The 18118-nt window shown below is 64.2% G+C and carries 16 protein-coding genes; 3 read left to right on the forward strand and 13 right to left on the reverse strand.

The window, feature by feature from the left end; translation table 11 throughout:
* Nucleotides 1-51 precede the first annotated feature (51 nt).
* From ACVWY6_RS13685 to ACVWY6_RS13705, 5 genes are all read right to left on the reverse strand, one after another.
* Complete coding sequence (locus tag ACVWY6_RS13685) at nt 52-642, reverse strand: TetR/AcrR family transcriptional regulator (protein WP_235189670.1); 591 nt, start codon at nt 640-642, stop codon at nt 52-54.
* Between the two features lie 149 nt (nt 643-791).
* Nucleotides 792-1505 (reverse strand): ABC transporter ATP-binding protein, encoded by a 714-nt coding sequence (locus ACVWY6_RS13690; RefSeq protein ID WP_030175131.1) that lies wholly within the window; start codon nt 1503-1505, stop codon nt 792-794.
* A 146-nt stretch (nt 1506-1651) separates the two neighbouring features.
* Nucleotides 1652-2485 carry an ABC transporter ATP-binding protein gene (locus ACVWY6_RS13695; RefSeq protein ID WP_062796783.1) on the reverse strand — a complete coding sequence of 278 codons (834 nt, stop codon included), beginning with the start codon at nt 2483-2485 and terminating at the stop codon, nt 1652-1654.
* Nucleotides 2475-4496, reverse strand: a complete 2022-nt coding sequence (locus tag ACVWY6_RS13700) for an ABC transporter permease (protein WP_457538733.1) — start codon at nt 4494-4496, stop codon at nt 2475-2477. The genes ACVWY6_RS13695 and ACVWY6_RS13700 overlap by 11 nt, the downstream gene beginning before the upstream one ends.
* A gap of 144 nt (nt 4497-4640) precedes the next feature.
* Nucleotides 4641-5912 (reverse strand): ABC transporter substrate-binding protein, encoded by a 1272-nt coding sequence (locus ACVWY6_RS13705; protein ID WP_457538734.1) that lies wholly within the window; start codon nt 5910-5912, stop codon nt 4641-4643.
* 319 nt (nt 5913-6231) lie between these two features.
* On the opposite strand from ACVWY6_RS13705, the gene ACVWY6_RS13710 reads away from it, so the two are divergent.
* Nucleotides 6232-7062 (forward strand): SGNH/GDSL hydrolase family protein, encoded by an 831-nt coding sequence (locus ACVWY6_RS13710; RefSeq protein ID WP_457538735.1) that lies wholly within the window; start codon nt 6232-6234, stop codon nt 7060-7062.
* Nucleotides 7063-7093: 31 nt separating this feature from the next.
* Here the strand turns inward: ACVWY6_RS13710 and ACVWY6_RS13715 are convergent, their stop codons facing one another.
* Entirely contained in the window at nt 7094-9271 is a 2178-nt protein-coding gene (locus tag ACVWY6_RS13715; protein WP_457538737.1) for a 3-hydroxyacyl-CoA dehydrogenase NAD-binding domain-containing protein, read from the reverse strand.
* A 44-nt stretch (nt 9272-9315) separates the two neighbouring features.
* Entirely contained in the window at nt 9316-10524 is a 1209-nt protein-coding gene (locus ACVWY6_RS13720; RefSeq protein ID WP_023962434.1) for an acetyl-CoA C-acetyltransferase, read from the reverse strand.
* 158 nt (nt 10525-10682) lie between these two features.
* Between ACVWY6_RS13720 and ACVWY6_RS13725 the strand changes: the two genes are divergently transcribed.
* Together ACVWY6_RS13725 and ACVWY6_RS13730 are read left to right on the forward strand one after the other, a co-directional pair.
* On the forward strand, nt 10683-11927 hold the full coding sequence (locus ACVWY6_RS13725; RefSeq protein ID WP_457538739.1) for a TetR/AcrR family transcriptional regulator: 1245 nt from the start codon (nt 10683-10685) through the stop codon (nt 11925-11927).
* Nucleotides 11924-12877: an adenylate/guanylate cyclase domain-containing protein gene (locus ACVWY6_RS13730; protein WP_457538741.1), complete on the forward strand. Its 954-nt coding sequence runs from the start codon at nt 11924-11926 to the stop codon at nt 12875-12877. The genes ACVWY6_RS13725 and ACVWY6_RS13730 overlap by 4 nt, the downstream gene beginning before the upstream one ends.
* 25 nt (nt 12878-12902) lie before the next feature.
* On the opposite strand, the gene ehuA is transcribed toward ACVWY6_RS13730, so the two are convergent.
* From ehuA to ACVWY6_RS13760, 6 genes are all read right to left on the reverse strand, one after another.
* Nucleotides 12903-13664 (reverse strand): ectoine/hydroxyectoine ABC transporter ATP-binding protein EhuA, encoded by a 762-nt coding sequence (gene ehuA / locus ACVWY6_RS13735; RefSeq protein WP_457540138.1) that lies wholly within the window; start codon nt 13662-13664, stop codon nt 12903-12905.
* A 37-nt stretch (nt 13665-13701) separates the two neighbouring features.
* Complete coding sequence (ehuD, locus tag ACVWY6_RS13740; protein ID WP_457538743.1) at nt 13702-14346, reverse strand: ectoine/hydroxyectoine ABC transporter permease subunit EhuD; 645 nt, start codon at nt 14344-14346, stop codon at nt 13702-13704.
* Nucleotides 14343-15074: an ectoine/hydroxyectoine ABC transporter permease subunit EhuC gene (gene ehuC / locus ACVWY6_RS13745; RefSeq protein WP_457538745.1), complete on the reverse strand. Its 732-nt coding sequence runs from the start codon at nt 15072-15074 to the stop codon at nt 14343-14345. The genes ehuD and ehuC overlap by 4 nt, the downstream gene beginning before the upstream one ends.
* Nucleotides 15075-15098: 24 nt before the next feature.
* Nucleotides 15099-15992 carry an ectoine/hydroxyectoine ABC transporter substrate-binding protein EhuB gene (gene ehuB, locus ACVWY6_RS13750; RefSeq protein WP_023962423.1) on the reverse strand — a complete coding sequence of 298 codons (894 nt, stop codon included), beginning with the start codon at nt 15990-15992 and terminating at the stop codon, nt 15099-15101.
* Nucleotides 15993-16272: 280 nt separating this feature from the next.
* The gene (locus ACVWY6_RS13755) at nt 16273-17340 is read right to left on the reverse strand and encodes a sulfate/molybdate ABC transporter ATP-binding protein (protein ID WP_457538747.1); all 1068 of its coding nucleotides are present in this window, start codon (nt 17338-17340) and stop codon (nt 16273-16275) included.
* Nucleotides 17337-18065, reverse strand: a complete 729-nt coding sequence (locus tag ACVWY6_RS13760; RefSeq protein WP_457540140.1) for an ABC transporter permease — start codon at nt 18063-18065, stop codon at nt 17337-17339. The genes ACVWY6_RS13755 and ACVWY6_RS13760 overlap by 4 nt, the downstream gene beginning before the upstream one ends.
* Nucleotides 18066-18118: the final 53 nt, after the last annotated feature.

Genomic DNA, 18118 nt, shown 5'->3' on the forward strand with positions numbered 1-18118 from the left:
GAACGTGTTCCTGTTTCGCGGGTGCGCACGGTCGGTTCTCGTCGCGCCCCGTCATCGCGTTGCGAGTGACTCGTCGATCGCATGGAGTTGACGGACCTCCACCGAACGCAGTACCGCGAGTGACGCCGTCACCGCCAGGTCGCACGCCGCGTCGATTCCCGCACCGGACACGATCACCGCGCGGTAGGCCACGTCCAGGCTCATCCCGAGGAGCAGCGAGGCCAGGGTGTCGGCGCTGGCCTGCACCTCCACCCCTCGTTCGGCGTAGTTGGCCCGGAGTCGTTGCGCAATCCGCGGTTCCAGGGCTGCGAAGAGCCTGCGCCCGGGGACGTTGTCGTCGGCGCGGTTGGTGAGCAGTACCCGGAAACCCTCGGGCTGTTTCCGGGCATACTCGAACAGCGACTCGACCGAATACTTCGCCCGGTCACCGTAGGCCATGGTTTCGCCCTTGTCGTACGCGGCGAACATCCATGCGGTCAGCGCATCCAGCTCACGGTCGATGACTGCGTCCACGAGCCCGTCACGAGAACCGAAGTGCGCGTACAAGGTCACCCGTGAGGTGCCACCCCGGTCGGCGATCATGTCCATCGTTGCGCGTTCGGCGCCGACGTCCGCGATCACCGACAGCGCGGCGTCGAGCAATTCGGAATCGGTGGGACGGTTCCGAGTGCTGCGGGCAGCGGCTTTCGCTGCGGACGGCTTGGCAGGAGATCCACCACGCTTCTGGCTGCTCGCCTTCGGCACTGCCCCTCCTCCACGCGAATCTGACGCAGCATCCACCGAATCGGTGTCTAGTGCGTGGCCGCGACGTCGCCGTCGACCCGGCCGAAGTATGCCGCCTCCACCTTGTCTCGTTGTCCTCGGAGGTCACTTGCGGGCCCGGACAGTGCAACCCGGCCATGGTGCAGCACTATCGCTGAGTCGGCGATCGCGAGCGCGAGGTCGATGTGCTGCTCCACCAGGACCACCGCCATGTCCTGCTCGTCGGCGATGGTGCGCAGACGGGGCAGCAGATCTTTCACCGCGATCGGCGACAGTCCCAGGCTGAGTTCGTCGATGAGCAACACCTTCGGTCTGGCCAGGAGCGCCTTGGCCAGGGCCAGCATCTGCTGCTCCCCACCCGAGAGATTGCCGCAGCGACGACCTTTGAGGGTCTTGAGCTTCGGGAAGTACTCGAAGACGTCACTCAGCTCGGCACCGTTCTTGCGTTTCGACAATCGGAGGTTGTCCGAGACCGTGAGCTTGTGGAACACACCACGGTTGTCCGGCACCATCGTCACCCCGCGGCGGGCGTTGCGCTCGACGCGTTTGTCCAGCGGCTGTCCGAGTGCGGTGACCTTGCCCGACAACATGGGTAGCGCACCGATCGTCGCGAGCAGGGTGGTGGTCTTTCCGGCGCCGTTGGGCCCGAGCAGAGCCAGTATCTCCCCCGCGCGCAAGCTGGCATTGAAGTCGCGGACGGCCGGCACACCGCCATATCCGACGTTGAGGCCCTCGATGGTCAGAACCGGATCACCGGATCGGGTTGTGGGGGCACGCTTGTCGGTTCCGGCTGCATGCGCCCCTGCAGGACGTGTTGCGGGAGTGTCGGGCAATGACGGGTCGGTGCCAGAAGGGTCGGTGCCCGAAGGATCTGTCCCAGATGAATGTGTCACTGTGCCGTACCTTTCTGCAGTACAGGCGAAGCCGCGGACTGTCCGTTTTCGTCGATCTCTACTTCGGCCTCCACCTCGGCACTGCCCAGGTAAGCCGACACGACCTTGGGGTCGTCGCGGATCTCCTGAGGGGGACCCGCAGCGATGACCTTGCCGAAGTCGAGCACGTACAAGCGATGGCACACATCGAGGACCAGTGACATGTCGTGGTCGATGAGCAGGACACCGATTCCGCTGGCGGCGATCCGGCGCAGCTCGTTGCCGAAGTCACGACTCTCATGAGTGTCCAGACCTGCGGCCGGCTCGTCGAGGAGCACCATGCTCGTGCCCCCGACGAGCGCCCGGGCCACACCGACCAACTTCTGCTGGCCCAAAGCCAGTTCACTCGGACGCTTGTCGGCGGCCTCGGTCAGACCCACCATCGCGAGCGCGTCGCCGATTGTGTCGGCCGGCGGCTTGGAGCCGGTGAATACGTCGGTGACGAGCGCCTTGAGTCCCGGTTTCTGCACCGCGACCGCCAGGTTCTCGGCCACGGTCAGATCGGCGAACAGCTCACCCGCCTGCCAGGTTCGGGCCATTCCCGTCCCCCGCCGCCGGTGAGGAGGGCGTCCGTCGATCCGGACGCCCGCCATCGACACCTCACCGGTCGACTTGGTGAAACCGGTGACGGCGTCGACGAAGGTGGTCTTGCCTGCGCCGTTCGGACCGATCAGTCCGACGATCTCGCCGGCACCGACCTCGAGGGTGATGTTGTCATTGGCGACGACGCCGCCGTACCGCACCGACAGATTGCGGGCCTGCAGCAGTGCGCCATGTGCTTCAGCCGACATGAGAGCTCGCTTTCGGTTCGGATGTTGCGACCGACTTCGTGTCCGGTCCGGATGTGTTGTTGTTTCGGTTCTTCCCGGCCCTCGCCTTGATGTGGTCGACGGTCTCCCTGACGGCTCCGACGACGCCGACGGGGTTCAGGACCGCCATCAGCAGCAGGCTGCCGGCGGCGATGATCTGGTAGTACTGACCGAAATCGATTGTCTGGGTGAGGAACACGTATCCCACGCCCAAGGGGCCGATGATGCCGGCGATGAAGGCACCCGACACCGACGTGATCCCGCCGACGTAGGTCATCGCCAACAAGGTCAGCCCGATGATCACCGTGAACGACGCTGCCGACAGCTGTCCGCGGCTGTATCCGATGAGGCATCCACCCACCCCGGCCAGGAATGCCGAGAGGGCGAAGCCGAGCAATTTTGTTGCGGCGACGTTGATTCCGACCGAGGCGGCGGCCCGCTCATTCGAACGAACGGCCAGGAAGGCGCGTCCGGTGGCGCCTGCCATGAAACGCATCACGATGAGGGTCAGCACGGTCACCACCACCAGGACCATCATCGAGAACTCGATGGTCGTGAGTTCCGAACCTTGGCGCACCGACAGGTCCCAGCCGAACAACTTCGGATCGGAGATCAGGTTGCCCTCGAACGGGGTGATCGACGGGTTGTTGAACACGAAACTCTGGATCGCCAGCGCCGCCGCCAGCGTCACCACTGCGAGCTGGGCACCGCGAATGCGCAGGGCGGGAACGCCGACGACCACTCCGAGCGCGGTGGCGATCAGCGCCGAGAGCAGGATGCTCAGCGGGAACGGAACGCCCCAGTTCGTCGTCACCTTCGACAGGGCAAACCCTGCCGAACCCGCGAAGGCCATACTCGCCAGCGAGATCTGACCGAGATAGCCGGTCAGCAACACCAGCGACAGCGCGATCAGCGACAGGATCATCGACGTCACGATTCCGAATCGCCAACTGCCGGATGTCAACAGCACCGCCGCCACCACGGCACCAATCGTCAGCACAACAGGGATCGGACGGATCTTCGGAATGAAGACCGCGGGCATCTTGGCTTCACCGAGCGAGCCACGAGACGGGATCTTGCCGCCCAGCAGGAACAGCGCGATCACCACGACGATGAACGGCACGGCGTCGCCGACACCGGTCTGTGCCCATGTCGGCCACCACTCCAGGGTGCCGGCCCACAGGATGACGGCCTGGAACGCACCGAGCACAAGGCCTGCGACACAGGCGACCCCGAACGACGTCAGCCTTCCGACGAGTGCGACGGCCAGTGCCGGGATGATGTAGAACGTGTAGCTCGTCGCATCCAAGCCGATGGTGTACGCACCGAGCACCACGATGAGACCTGAGGCCGCACCGGTGATGACCCACACGATGGCGGCGAGCCGGTCGGGCGAGTACCCCGCGAGTCGTGCCGCGAGTTCGTCTTCGGAGCCGGCGCGGGTGGCCACCCCGAAGGTGGTCAGACTGAAGTAGGCCCAGAAGAGCAGCGCGATGATTATCGCCACGACTGCGAGCAGGAGGTCGCTGAGGTTGATGACGGCCCCGGCCAGCTCGAAGGTGGTCTGCGGCAGGATCGGCAGCGCCATCAGCGATTCGGTGTCGAATCGCAGGTCCACGAGCGCCTGGAGGAACAGCATGAGGCCGACCGATGCGACGACCTGCGCCAGCACCGGGGCGCGGCGCAAAGGCCGGAAGATGAGGTAGTGCGCGATCAGCGCCCACAGCGCAGCAGAGGCCACACCGATCACGATGGCGAGCACCATCGGCGTCGGACTGTCTTCACTGCCGAGGCTGATGCTCCCGATCGGGAGGACATACGTTCCGTCGGTGCGCAGTGCGGCAACCACATACACCGCCCACAGGGCGATGGAGCCCTGCGCGAAGTTGATGACACCCGTGGCTGCATAGATGCCCACCAGCGATGTGGCGAATACGGAGTAGACCGACCCGACCGCAAGGCCGAGGACGACGAATTGAAGGAATTGACTCATGGGTCGTTGCCCACCTCACTGTGTGGATCTGCGTGACAAGGCGAATATGCGCGTGATCAAGGCATCAAGGCCAGGGGGTGGATCACTCGAGTGTCTCGAGCGATCCACCCCCCAGTGGTTTGTACTGTCGTGGAGCGGGTTCGGCTAGCTGGCGCCCGGGATGGCTTGCAGTGCAGCCGGGTTGGGCTGGGTCAGTCCGCCGCCGACGGGCTCGGTCTTCTTGTCACCGACCACCTCGAAGACGAACATCTCGGTGGTGCAGTTCGGCGAGGTCGCCTTGCCACAGCTGAGCTTCGGGCCCAACCAGCTCTGGTAGTCGGTCACGCCCTTGAGTGCGGCGAGGATCGACGGTCCGGTGTACTCGGCCGGCTTGGCGGTGTTCAGCGTCCGGGCGAAGTCGACGAATGTCGAGAAGGTGCCGTAGGCGTAGAAGCCGCCGGAGTCGCCTGCCTCATCCACGTACTTCTTGGTGATGTCCAGGTTTTCCTGCATCTCGGCCGGGGCCGAATCCTTTGCCGGCTCGAGCCAGATCGGCGAGTAGGTCTGGGCGCCGACAGCCTGTGCACCCATCGTGTCGATGAACTCGGTGCAGGCAGCGAGGAACATGGTGTTCTTGAAGCCGACGGACTTCAGCGACTGCGCGAGCTTGGTGCAGTTGGCATCGGTCTGCGACGTCATCAGACCACCCGCATCGGGGTTACCGGAGTTGATCGTGGATGCAAGCGCGGTGTAGTTCGGGTTGGTGGGTGAGTAGTAGACGCTCTTCACGTCCAGGCCGAGCTGCTGGCCCAGCGGCATCAGGATGCGTTCGAATGTCTGCCGTGCGGCTGCCACATCGACATTGGCAAGAGTCAGGGAGTTCTTTCCCTGCGCCTTGAGCGACTGCATCACGCCCACCAGGAAGGACGCCTGCGGCGGACCGAAGTAGACGCGGTTGTCCGCTGACGAACCGGTCACCGAGTCGAATGGAATCTGGCCCACGAGTGGGATGTTCGCCGACTTGAGAATGGGGAGCGCAGCGCTGGATGCGGCGTCGTAGCCGTCGATGACCGCCGTGACCCCTGCCTGCACAAGCTGATTGGCGCAACCGATGGTGGACTCCGGCGCCGACACGTCGACCGCGCAACTGGTGACCTCGAGCGGATGGCCGTCGACACCACCGAGCGTCTCGTTGATGTACTTGACCGCCGCCTTCTGGCCGACCTCCACTCCGGGCTGGGTGATGGGGCCGTTCGACGGATTGAGGAATCCGACCTTGATCGGAGTGCCGGTCGCCTTGGTACCGCTTTCCGATGGTGCGGCCGCAGCGCTGCTGCTGCCGCCGTCGGACCCGCTGTCGTCGCTACAGGAGACGACGGAAAAGACACACGCCGCCGCGACAAATACTGCCGCCGTCCGGCTGGTTCTCTTACGCATTTCAATGCCTTTCCCGGCGGCCATTTGGTCATGACTAATAAGCCCGGACCAGGCCCTCCGAGTTACACGGGATGTGCGCCGGATGCGAATGCATTCGGCGTGCCCAGTCCGGGGTGTGATCTGGGCCACTCGAAAAGTAGCCCTTGCCTTACAACGGTGTCAAGGTGAATTCGGGAGCAATTCGGGAGCAGAAATAGGCCTGTTGATAAACCGCGAACCCGCCCGAAATGCCCGACTCTGAGCTATAACCGTGCAGCTTGACGCGGTGCGCGCGGAGCGGCGCACCGGAAAGAGCTGGGTCGCCACATAAAATGTCACGGTGAGTTATTCACGTTTTGTGGCCATCGGCGACAGCCAGACCGAAGGAATGTGCGACGGTGACGATGTCACCGGATACCGCGGATGGGCCGACCGGCTCGCCGAACGCCTGTCCCGGGACAATCCCGATTTCCGCTACGCCAATCTCGCCGTGCGCGGACGCCGAACGCGCCAGATCCGGGATCAGCAGCTCTACCCCGCGCTCGCGATGGAACCCGACCTGATCGCCGCACCTCTCGGCATGAACGACGTGCTTGCCAGCACCGGCCTCGCAGAGGTCCGCCGCGACCTCGACTTCATCTATCGTGAACTCGCCCGGACCTCGGCGACCGTGCTGATCTCCACCTATCCCAATATGGCCAGGACCGTGCCCATCGCGCGGCGGATCGAGTCACGACTCCTGGCGGTCAATCAGATGATGCGCGAGTTCGCCGACAGCTACGACTTCGTTCTCGTCGATCTCGCCAGCGCCCCAGTGCTTCTCGACGCGCGGTCCTGGTCACCCGACCGGTTGCACGCATCGCCCTTCGGTCATGATCGGTTTGCGGCCGGAGCCGCGTATGCGCTGGATCTTGCTGACAGCGAACCTGACTGGGGCGCTCCCCTGCCACCACGCCCAGAGCTGACCGCAGCCCAGATCATCGCTCGCGAAGCACTCTGGGCCCGAACGTTTTTCATTCCCTGGATCATCCGGCGCATGCGGGGCAGGTCACTCGGCGACGGACTGTCGCCCAAACGACCCGAGTTGGCCCCTGTCCACCCACCCACCGGCGGGTACGACAACGGCCCGGCCCCCTTGCGGGAACCGGGCCGTGACGAGCCGAGTCGCTGACCTGTCGGTCAGTCCTCGATCACCGGGAGCGTCAGTACTTCTCGCCCTTGGCTGCCTTGTCGACGAGCGACTGCGGCGGCTCGAAGTGCTTGCCGTACTTCGATGCCAGATCGCGTGAGCGGTCGACGAAGCCCTGCAGGCCACCCTCGTACTGGTTGATGTACTGGATCACGCCGCCGGTCCAGGCGGGGAATCCGATACCGAAGATCGAGCCGATGTTCGCATCGGCCACGGTCTCCAGCACACCCTCGTCGAAGCACTTGACGGTCTCGAGGGCCTCGGCGAAGAGCATCCGCTCCTTCATGTCCTCGAAGGGGATCTCCTTGGTGCCCGAGTTGAACGCCTCACGCAGACCCGGCCAGATGCGGACGCGCTTGCCGTTCTCGTCGTACTCGTAGAAGCCCTTGCCGCCGGAGCGTCCGGGACGACCGAGGTCGTCGACCATCTTGTCCACCACGGCATTGGAACCGTGCTGGGGAACCGGCTTGCCCTCGTTGGCGAGTGCCTTCTCGGTTTCCTTGCGGATCTTCTGCGGCAGGGTGAGCGTGAGCTCGTCCATGAGCTGCAGCGGCGGAGCCGGGTAGCCGGCCTGTGCGCCCGCCTGCTCGATGAACGTGGGCTCCACACCTTCGCCGACAGCCGCGATGGCCTCGTTGATGAAGGTACCGATGACCCGCGAGGTGAAGAATCCACGACTGTCGTTGACGACGATCGGGGTCTTGCGGATCTGCAGGGTGTAGTCGATGACCTTCGCCAGCACGGCGTCAGAGGTCTTGGCGCCCTTGATGATCTCCACCAGAGGCATCTTGTCGACCGGCGAGAAGAAGTGGATACCGATGAAGTCCTCGGACCGCTTCACACCTTCGGCGAGACTGGTGATGGGCAACGTGGAGGTGTTGGATCCGAGGACCGCGTCGGGCTCGACGATGTCTTCGATCTCCTGGAACACCTGGTGCTTGACCTCCACCGACTCGAAGGCCGCCTCGATCACCAGGTCGACACCCTTGAAGTCGGCCGCATCGGTGGTCGGGGTGATGCGGGCGAGCAGCGCGTCGGACTTCTCCTGGGTGGTCTTCCCACGCGAGAGAGCCTTCTCCTCCAGCTTGACCGAGTAGTTCTTGCCCTTTTCGGCGGCCTCGATGTTGATGTCCTTGAGGACGACCTCGATGCCGGCCTTGGCCGAGACATACGCGATGGCCGCGCCCATCATGCCGGCGCCGATGACACCGACCTTCTTGGCGGTGTACTTCTCGAAACCCTCGGGACGGGATGCGCCACCGTTGATGGCCTGCAGGTCGAAGAAGAACGCCTTGATCATGTTCTGAGCGACCTGGCCGGTCACCAGCGACACGAAGTAGCGCGTCTCCACGACGTCCGCGGTGTCGACGTCGACGTATGCACCCTCGATCGCGGCAGCCATGATGGCACGCGGCGCCGGCATCGGGGCACCCTTGAGCTGCTTGCGCAGGAGGGCGGGCATGGCCGGGAGCATCTGGGCCAGCGACGGGCTGGTCGGTGAGCCACCGGGCATCTTGTAGCCCTTTGTGTCCCACGGCTGTGCTGCTTCGGGATTCGCCGAGATCCACGCCTTCGCAGCGGGGATCAGTTCGTCCACCGAACCGACGACCTCATCCACGAGACCGGTTTCCTTCGCCTTGGTGGCGTTGAAACTCGGGCCCTGCAGCAGCACGTTCATCAACGCGTTCTGGAGGCCGAGGAGACGAACCGTACGGACCACGCCGCCGCCGCCGGGCAGCAGACCCAGGGTGACCTCGGGCAGACCGATCTTGATGCCCTTGACGTCGGCAGCGATGCGGTAGTGGGTGTGCAGCGCGATCTCGAGGCCGCCACCGAGTGCGGCACCGTTGATGGCCGCGACCACGGGCTTGCCGAGGGTCTCGAGCCGGCGCAGCACTGCCTTCATCTGGTTGGCGTTGTTAGTGATCTGGGTGGCCAGTTCGGCCTTGTCCACACCACTGCGGTCCGACGTCATGTCCTTGAGGTCACCGCCGGCGAAGAAGGTCTTCTTCGCCGAGGTGAGGATCACGCCCGAGATGTTGTCCTTCTCGGCCTCGAGGCGGTCGACAGTTGCCGCCATCGATGAGTTGTACAGGTCGTTCATGGTGTTGGCGCCCTGGTTCGGGTCGTCCATGGTGAGCACAACGACGCCGTCGCCGTCCTGCTCCCAGCCGATCATGTTGTCAGTCATAGGTATTCAAAGCTCTTTCTGGCGAAGGGGAAGAAGTCCGGAGGTCAGACACGCTCGATGATGGTGGCAACACCCATGCCGCCACCGATGCACAACGTGATCAGGCCGTAGCGGCCGCCGGTGCGCTCGAGCTCGTCGAGCACGGTGCCCACCAGCATTGCGCCGGTTGCGCCGAGCGGGTGGCCCATCGCGATGGCACCGCCGTTGACGTTGGTCTTCTCGTGCGGGATCTTCAGATCCTTGAGCCACTTCATGACAACCGAGGCGAACGCCTCGTTCAGCTCGAACACGTCGATGTCCTCGACGGTGAGTCCGGCCTTCTTGAGTACCAGCTCGGTGGCCGGGGTGGGTCCGGTGAGCATGATCGTGGGGTCGCTGCCGGTCTGTGCGGTGGCCACGACGCGGGCGCGCGGGGTGAGGCCGGCGCGCTTGCCTGCCTCTTCGCTGCCGACCAGCACCAGAGCTGAACCGTCGACGATGCCGGACGAGTTGCCGCCGGTGTGAACGTGATTGATCTTCTCCACGTTGACGTACTTCTGCAGCGCCACGTCATCGAAGCCGGTCATCGCGGCCAGGCCCTCGAAGGCCGACTTCAGCTTGCCCAGGCTCTCGACAGTGCTGCCGGGACGACGGTGCTCGTCGTGGTCGAGCAGCGTGACGCCGTTGATGTCCTTGACCGGCACGACCGACTTGGCGAAGTATCCGCCCGACCATGCGGCCTCGGCGCGCGCCTGCGACTCGGCGGCGTACGCGTCGACGTCTTCACGGGAGAAACCTTCGATGGTGGCGATCAGGTCTGCGCCGATGCCCTGCGGGGCGATGTAGAGGTCGTAGGCCGTGGCGGGGTCGGTGAACATCGCGCCACCGTCGCTGCCCATGGGCACGCGCGACATGGACTCGACGCCGCCGGCGATGACCAGGTTGTCCCAGCCCGATGCGACCTTCTGGGCCGCGAGGTTGGTGGCTTCGAGGCCGGAGGCACAGAAGCGGTTGATCTGGGTGCCCGGCACGGTGTCCGGCAGTCCTGCCACGAGGGCGGCGGTACGCGGGATGACCGCACCCTGCTCGCCGACGGGGGAAACCACACCGAGGATCACGTCGTCGATGTCGGCGGGATCCATGTCCGGGAAGCGGACCTTGAGTTCGTTGATGAGGCCGACGATGAGGTCGACGGGCTTCACGCTGTGCAGCGAGCCCTTACGCTGCTTGCCACGAGGCGTACGAATGGCCTCGTAGATATATGCATCAGTCACGCTGAGGTTTCCTTTCAAATGAACTGCGATGTTCGCGGGCGCTCGCCTCGCTGATATTCCTCCAGCTACATGAGGCTAACGCGCTGTAACTTATTTGACCATACCCCGAGTACAGAGCAGCATTCAATAGCGCCTTCATGAGCTAGGGTGGATTCACAATGTCCACCAACCCCGACGTCACACCCGTCTCGCGCCCCCAGCGCCAGAGTCGGCCCGCCGATCGCAAGCGCCAGCTGGTCGACCGCGCGGCCGAACTGTTCCTGGCGCGAGGGTACGACCACGTCTCGGTTGCGGACATCGCCAAGGCCGCAGGCGTCACGGGCCCCTCCATCTACCGTCATTTCGCCGACAAACAGGCGATCCTGTTCGCCGCGGTGATGTCGGGCGTCGAGGACATCGAGCAATGCACCGACACCGCCCTCTCCCCCGCGGCAGACGGCCAGATCCCGATCGGCAAGGCCATCGAGAAGCTGTGTGCGCTCGGCGTCACCAATCCGAACTCGGCAGCACTCTGGCGTTGGTCCACCGCCCACCTGTCCCCAGAGCAGAACGACGAGGTAGCCCGGCGTACCCGCACCGTGCTGCACCGGTGGTCGGGGGCGGTCTTCGGTCACCGCACCGACCTGTCTCCACGTGATGTCGACCAACTGGCGTGGACCATCCTGAGCGTCAACGGCAGTGTGTCCGTACACCGCACCCGCATCTCGAACTCACGCGCCATCGCACGTCTGGTGACGCTGGTCGGCCGGGTGGTGGAGATGACCCCCGATCACGCAGCCGCCATCGCACCTCCACCTGCAGGTCTCGCCGAGCCCGCCGGCCGGCGCGACGAGATCCTCGACGCGGCCGCCGAACTGTTCCAGCGGCGCGGATTCGCCACCGTGGGTGTCGACGAGATCGGCGAGGCCGTGGGTATCACCGGCCCCAGTGTCTACAAGCACTTTCCGAGCAAACAAGCGATCCTGATCGCGATCAGCCAGCGCAGCGCCAACCGCCTCGAGGCCAGCGCGATCGCCGCGTACTCGGTGGCCGACAACCCCGCAGCCCTGCTGTCCCTGCTCGTCGACTCCTACATCCAGGTCCTCACGTCCACTCCGGACCTGTCGGTCTCGTTCAACAGCCGCAGCGTCCTCGAAGGTTTCGACAATGGCGAACTCATCCTCTATCAACGCCGGTACGTGGCACGATGGGTGAACCTGGTCGAGCAGATCGAGACCGACCTTCCAGGCCCGGAGGCCGCACTGACCGTGCACGCAGCACTGACCATCGCCAATGACGCCATGCGCTTGCGTCGCAACTGGACTCGGCCCGAGATGCCTGCGTTGCTCGCGTACCTGATGAAAGGCGTACTGGGCCTGCGCGTGGTTCCGGCAACCGATCCCTCTCGGACGCCGATGTCATGACCGACGAGTCGGATGTCTCCGCTGAAGCGATCGAATCGCTGCTGCTCGGCGGCAAGCGACTGTTCACCCGTGAAGACGTCACCGCCGCACTCAACATCCCGACCGAGTTCGCCGACCGGGTGTGGACCGCTTTCGGGTTCGCCATGGACAAGACCGACGAACCCCTCTTCACCGCCGACGACGTCCAGGCCTTGCAACTCGTCCATGGTCTCGATGAGGCACAGCCCGAGGAGTTCGAGATCGGGATGGCACGTGCTCTCGGCCAGACGATGTCGCGGCTGGCCGAATGGCAGGCACACCACATCGCCGAGCGAATGCGGGCCGCCGACAGTCCGGACCTCGCCCAGATGCTCCAGGCTGTCCAGCGGGTGCAAATCCTGATCTGGCGCCGCCACCTGTCTGCCGCACTGCAGAATGCGCTCTCGATGAGTGAGGGCGAAAATCGCACCATGGCAATCGGTTTCGTCGACATCGTCGGCTACACCAGTCTCTCACGCAAGATCGGGATGGAAGAACTCGACGATCTCCTCGAGACGTTCGAGACGAACGCGTTCGAGGTGGTCAACTCGCGCGGTGGTCACGTGGTCAAGACGCTCGGCGATGCGGTGATGTTCTCCACCGAGGATCCGGTGGCGGGCGCCGAGATCGCCGTTGCGTTGCAACATCTCTCGGCCGAACACGGCCTGCCTCCGCTGCGGGTGGGTGTTGCCCTCGGAACCGTGTTGACACGACTTGGCGACGTCTTCGGCGAGCCCGTGAACATCGCCGCTCGCCTCACCAGCTCGGCGCGCCCGGGCACAGTACTCACCGACACTACATTTGCGAACGCGGTCGATGACGAGCGGTTCTTCTTCAAGTCCGTCGGCCCGCTCAATGTGCGGGGTTACAAGCGATTACGTGCGCGCAGCCTGGAACCGAACCGGAAACCGGCGAGCGTCACCGACTCCTGACCGTTCGACGGTTCGCGACAGGCCTTCACTTGGACAGGACTGCCTTGAGGAACGTCTTGGTACGTTCCTGCTGGGGGCTGGTGAAGATGTCGACCGGGTCGCCTTCTTCCACGATCTTGCCCGCGTCGAACACCAGGACGCGGTCGGCCACATCGCGGGCGAAACCCATCTCATGGGTCACGATCAACATCGTGATCTCCGTCGTCTCGGCGATCGTGCGCAACACCCCGAGCACATCGGCCACCAGTTCGGGATCGAGCGCCGAGGTCACCTCGTCGAGCAGCAAGACGTCGGGGTCCATGGCCAGTGCCCGCGCGATCGCCACGCGCTGCTGCTGACCGCCGGAAAGCTTTGTCGGATGGGCGTTCTCCTTGTCCGACAGTCCTACGGTCTCGAGCAGTTCGCGCGCCCTGCTGGTCGCTTCCGATTTGCTCAGGCCCAGCACATGGATCGGGGCCTCGGTGATGTTCTGCAGCACAGTCATGTTGGGGAACAGATTGAAATGCTGGAACACCATGCCGATCTTGGCGCGCACCACGCGCAGGTGCTTCTCGGACGCACGAACCAGTTTGTCCCCCTTGTATTGGTGGGTCAGCGGTGCGCCGTCGACCCAGATCACTCCGCCGTCCAGCGTCTCCAGGGTCATCAGCAACCTGAGGATGGTCGTTTTGCCGGAGCCGCTTGGACCGATCAGGGCCACCCGTTCGCCTCGGGTGACCCGGAAGTCCAGGTGGTCGAGCACCACATGGTCGCCGTATTTCTTGACGACCTTGTCGAACAGGATCATCGGTGTGTCGTTGTCGCGCGCCGAGCCCGACGTGCCCTCAGTAGGCAAGGTGCTTCTCCAGTCTTCTGATCAGGACGGATGTGGGGTAACTGGCGATGAGGAAGATGACCCCGGCCATGGTGATCGGTTCGAGGTATTGAAAGGTCTTGGCGCCGTACTGCTGCGCCGCGGTGACCATCTCGACCACGGTGATGGCGAAGAGGAACGGGGTGTCCTTGAACATCGAGATCGCGTAGTTCCCCAGTGCGGGTGTGGTCTTGCGGATTGCCTGCGGCAACACCACGGCCCGCCACTTGCGCACCGTCGGCAGCGACAGTGCGTGCGCTGCCTCCCACTGGCCCGGTGGTACCGCGTCGATGCCGGCGCGATAGACCTCGGCCATGTAGGTGGAGTAGTGAACACCGAGTACAACGATGCCGATCTGCAACGCCGAGAACTGCGGCAGCAGGTAGTAGGCGAACAGCAGTTGCACCACGAGTGGGGTGAGGCGGATGAACTCGGTGACCATGCGCAACGGAACCGTCACCGCTTTGGGGGCACTGTGCCGCACCACCGCAACGGCCAATCCCAGCACCGCCGCTATCAGGAAGCCCAGCACGGTGGCCAGCAACGTGATCCGGAACCCTTCGAGCAGCACCGGCAGCGAGTCGAACGCCCGTTCCCAACTCCACTGCGCATTCATCGGCCCACCCCGATGCTCTCGCCGGGCCGCTCAGGGCGCAGCCGCAGAACCTCGCGCATCGATGGGCCCGCCCCGAGACGCGACTTCGCGCGGACCTCCAGCATGTTCATCACCAGCGTCAGCACGTAGGCGATGCAGAAGTACAGAACCAGACCGATCCCGAACGCGAACACCGTGTCGCCGGTCCCTCGTCGAAGCTGCTCGATTTGATACGTGAGATCCTGCAGCAGAACGAAACTGGCCAGCGCGCTGCCTTTCAGCAACTGGATCAGCAGGTTGTTCAGCGGCGGCAACATCTGCACCCAGGCCTGCGGAAAGATGATGCGGTGCAGCCGCTGCCACGGTGAGAAGTTGAGCGCCACAGCGCCTTCCCACTGGGTGGCAGGTACCGCAGCAATGGATCCACGGACCACTTCGGCGCCGTACGCGCCGTAGTTCAGGCCCAGGGCGAGAATCCCACAGAACATCGCTTCGAGCTGGAATCCGAGCAGGGGCAACACGTAGAAGAGCCAGAACAACTGGACCAGTAAGGAGGTGCCTCGAAAGAACTCCACAATGGTGCGGGAGACACCCCTGACCAGCACGTACTTGTTTCCCACAGCGAGACCGAGTAGGAGGGCGAGCACAAAGGCAAGCGCAGCGCCGCCGAGCGTCAGGTAGATCGTCGTGAGGATGCCTTCCTGGATGCGAGGCCATGCATCCAGGAAGGCGTCGAAGTTCTCACCCACGGAGGGATACCGCTCCGGTCGGGATCAAACGCCCTCACACAGTTGGGCAGTGGTCAGGTTGGGATCGGGCAGTTCTTCTTCTGTGAAGCCGAACTCGCCGACCAGATCCAGATACTTCTGCGGATCCGACGTGATCTTCGCCAGTTCGGCGTTGTACGCCTCGAGCAACTCTTTGTCATCGGTGCGGAACACCGTGGCACCGGCACCCACCTGCGGCTTTCCGTCAATGTTCGCCACGAAGGACTCGGTGACGTCAACCGGCGCGCCCGGGTTGTTGGTCTTCATCCAGTTGAGTGAGATGGCGGTCAGCGCAAAGACGTCCGCACGACCCGAGGTGACGGCATCCATCCCGTCCTGCGGCGTGGCCACCTGCGTGCTCTCGATCCCCAGGGACTCGGCGTAGTCCGACTCGACCGCACCGGTCATGGTGGCCAATCGGGCGCCGCTGTCTTTCACCGACTGCATGTCTTTGAGCCCCTTGGGATTGCCCTGCGTGACCATCAGTGCGGTGGTGTAGTTGAACTCGGGGTCACCGAACGCGGCCTGCTCGCAGCGCTGCGGCAAGATCGACATCCCGGCGCTCACGACATCAAACCGATTGGCCTGCAATCCGGGTATGAGAGAACCGAAATCGGCGTTCACACCCTCGACGGTCTCGATTCCCAGGTTCCCGAAGATCTCTCGGTGCAGTGCCACCGTGGCACCGGTCAGATTGCCGTCCTGCTCGAACGAGTAAGGCGCCTCACCCGCGAACCCCACGGTGACAACACCCTTGTCCTTGAGTTCCTGCAGGTGGTTCGAGTCGTCACCGGAATCGGTCGACGTGCACGCCGCCATGGTTCCCGCAGTGAGGGTGACCACGGCGAATGTGATTGCACACCTGCTGGTTACACGCTTGCTCAACACGTTCAATGCCATCTGTCTGGCCTTCCGCTCACTGTCGGGTGCGCAGACAGGCAGCCGCCGACACGCAGGTACCCTCCCCGCCGACGAACGCCATGCCACCCACCCGACTACTGCAGTCTCATCGTTCTCTCCGGTTGGGTGAACGTAACACCTTTCGATGCATCACCGATGAGTGTCGGAATATTCTGATGCCCGAGAATCGGGGTGGGCGCATCCCCGGCCATCGGCAGGCGACCACCGAAAACGCAGACTGCAAGAAACAGTTCATTACCAACGCGAAAGAGCGGGGGTATCAGTGCCGACTCTCGTACACGGTCACTTCACTCGCCTTGATCACCAGGAACACCTCATCGTCGGCAACAAGTCCCAGCTCGGCGACGGCCGACCAGGTCACGGTCGCGGTGAGGATCGTCCCGTCAGCAACCCGGGCGTCGATCCGTGCGAGATCGCCCTGCGGAACGAGTTGCACGACAACGGCCTTCACGGCGTTACGCGGGCTGCCGCTGGGCCGCTCCCGATAGACGGCGACAGCGCGCGGGGAAAAGGCCGCCATTACAGCACTTCCCGGCGCGATCGGCGCATCGAGCAATCCGGAGACCGCAAAGCCGGCGGCTTCCAGGACGTCACCGTTCCAGACTCCGCTCACCAGATTGAGTCCGGCGAGTTGCGCCGAGAACTGGTTGATCGGGCTGGCCAGCAAGTCACGGACCGGGCCACGCGCCACGATCCGGCCCTCGGCCAAGATGATCGCCGAGTCAGCGAGCGTCACGGCGTCAGCCACGTCGTGGGTTACCAGGACCGTGATCCGCGCGCGGTCCGCGAGAATCTGTCGGAGCATCGACCGGATGCGATGGACCACATCCACATCGAGTGCACTGAACGGCTCGTCGAGCAGCAGCACCGACGGCTCGGTGGCAAGCGCGCGCGCCAGCGACACCCTCTGTGACTGACCTCCGGACAGTTGCGCCGGCTTGCGATCCGCGAGTTCGGTGGCGCCGACGGCGTCGAGCCACTTGTCGGTGCGAGCCCTGATCTGAGCTCTTGGCAGGCGCCTCGCCGACGGTCCGAACGCCACGTTCTGCCTCACGGTGAGGTGTGGGAACAACAGTCCCTGCTGCGTCAGCATCGACACGTCGCGTCGGTGTGGAGGCATGAAAGTGCTGTTGCCGAACAATTCTCGCGATCCCAGGGCTATTCGTCCGATACCCGGCCTCGACAATCCGGCCAGCAGATTCATCAGTGTGCTCTTGCCGGCCCCGTTGGGGCCCATGACGGCGACGGTATGCCCCTGTGGAACAGTCAGTTCGACGTCGATGGCCGGCAGCTCATTACGCAGCGACGCGACCAGATCGCCGGTCACAGCACAGCCGTCCGCCGCGAATCGCGCACGTGCACGGCCACCACGACGAGCAACGCGACCACGACGAGCACCACGGAGAGCGGAAGCGCCTGCTCCGGTTCACTGATCGACTCCACGTAGATCGCCAACGGCGCAGTCTGGGTGACACCCTGGAGATTGCCCGCGAACGTGATCGTCGCGCCGAACTCGCCGAGCGCACGGGCGAACGCCAGCACCATTCCGGAGAGCAGCGCCGGAAACACCAGTGGCATGGTCACTTTCCACAGGGTGCGGGTGGGCGATGCCCCGAGCGTGGCCGCCACCTGTTCATATCGCGCCCCGACGGTGCGCAGCGCTCCCTCCAGACTGATGACGAGAAAGGGGAGTGCCACGAAGGTCTGCGCCAGCACCACTGCCGAGGTGGTGAATGCGATGTCGATTCCGATGGCCGAAAGATGTTCGCCCACCAGGCCGAACTTCCCGAAGGCGTAGAGGAGACCGATTCCCCCGACCACCGGTGGCAGGACCAGAGGTAGCAGCACCACCGAACGCACCACGCGCACGGTGCTGCCACCGCGCCGCGCGAACACGATCGACATCGGAACGCCCAGAAGGATGCACAGGACGGTACTGATCGCGGCCGTCTGCACACTCAACGCCAGTGCGTCCACGGATGATTCGGACGTGATGTTGTCCCAGAAGTCGTCCCAGGGAGTGTTCACCGCCAATGCGATGGGCGGCAGCATCACCAGTGCGATACCGAGGGCGGCCGGCACGTACAACCATGCCGGAACGGCCT

The organism is Williamsia sp. R60 (genome assembly GCF_054063855.1).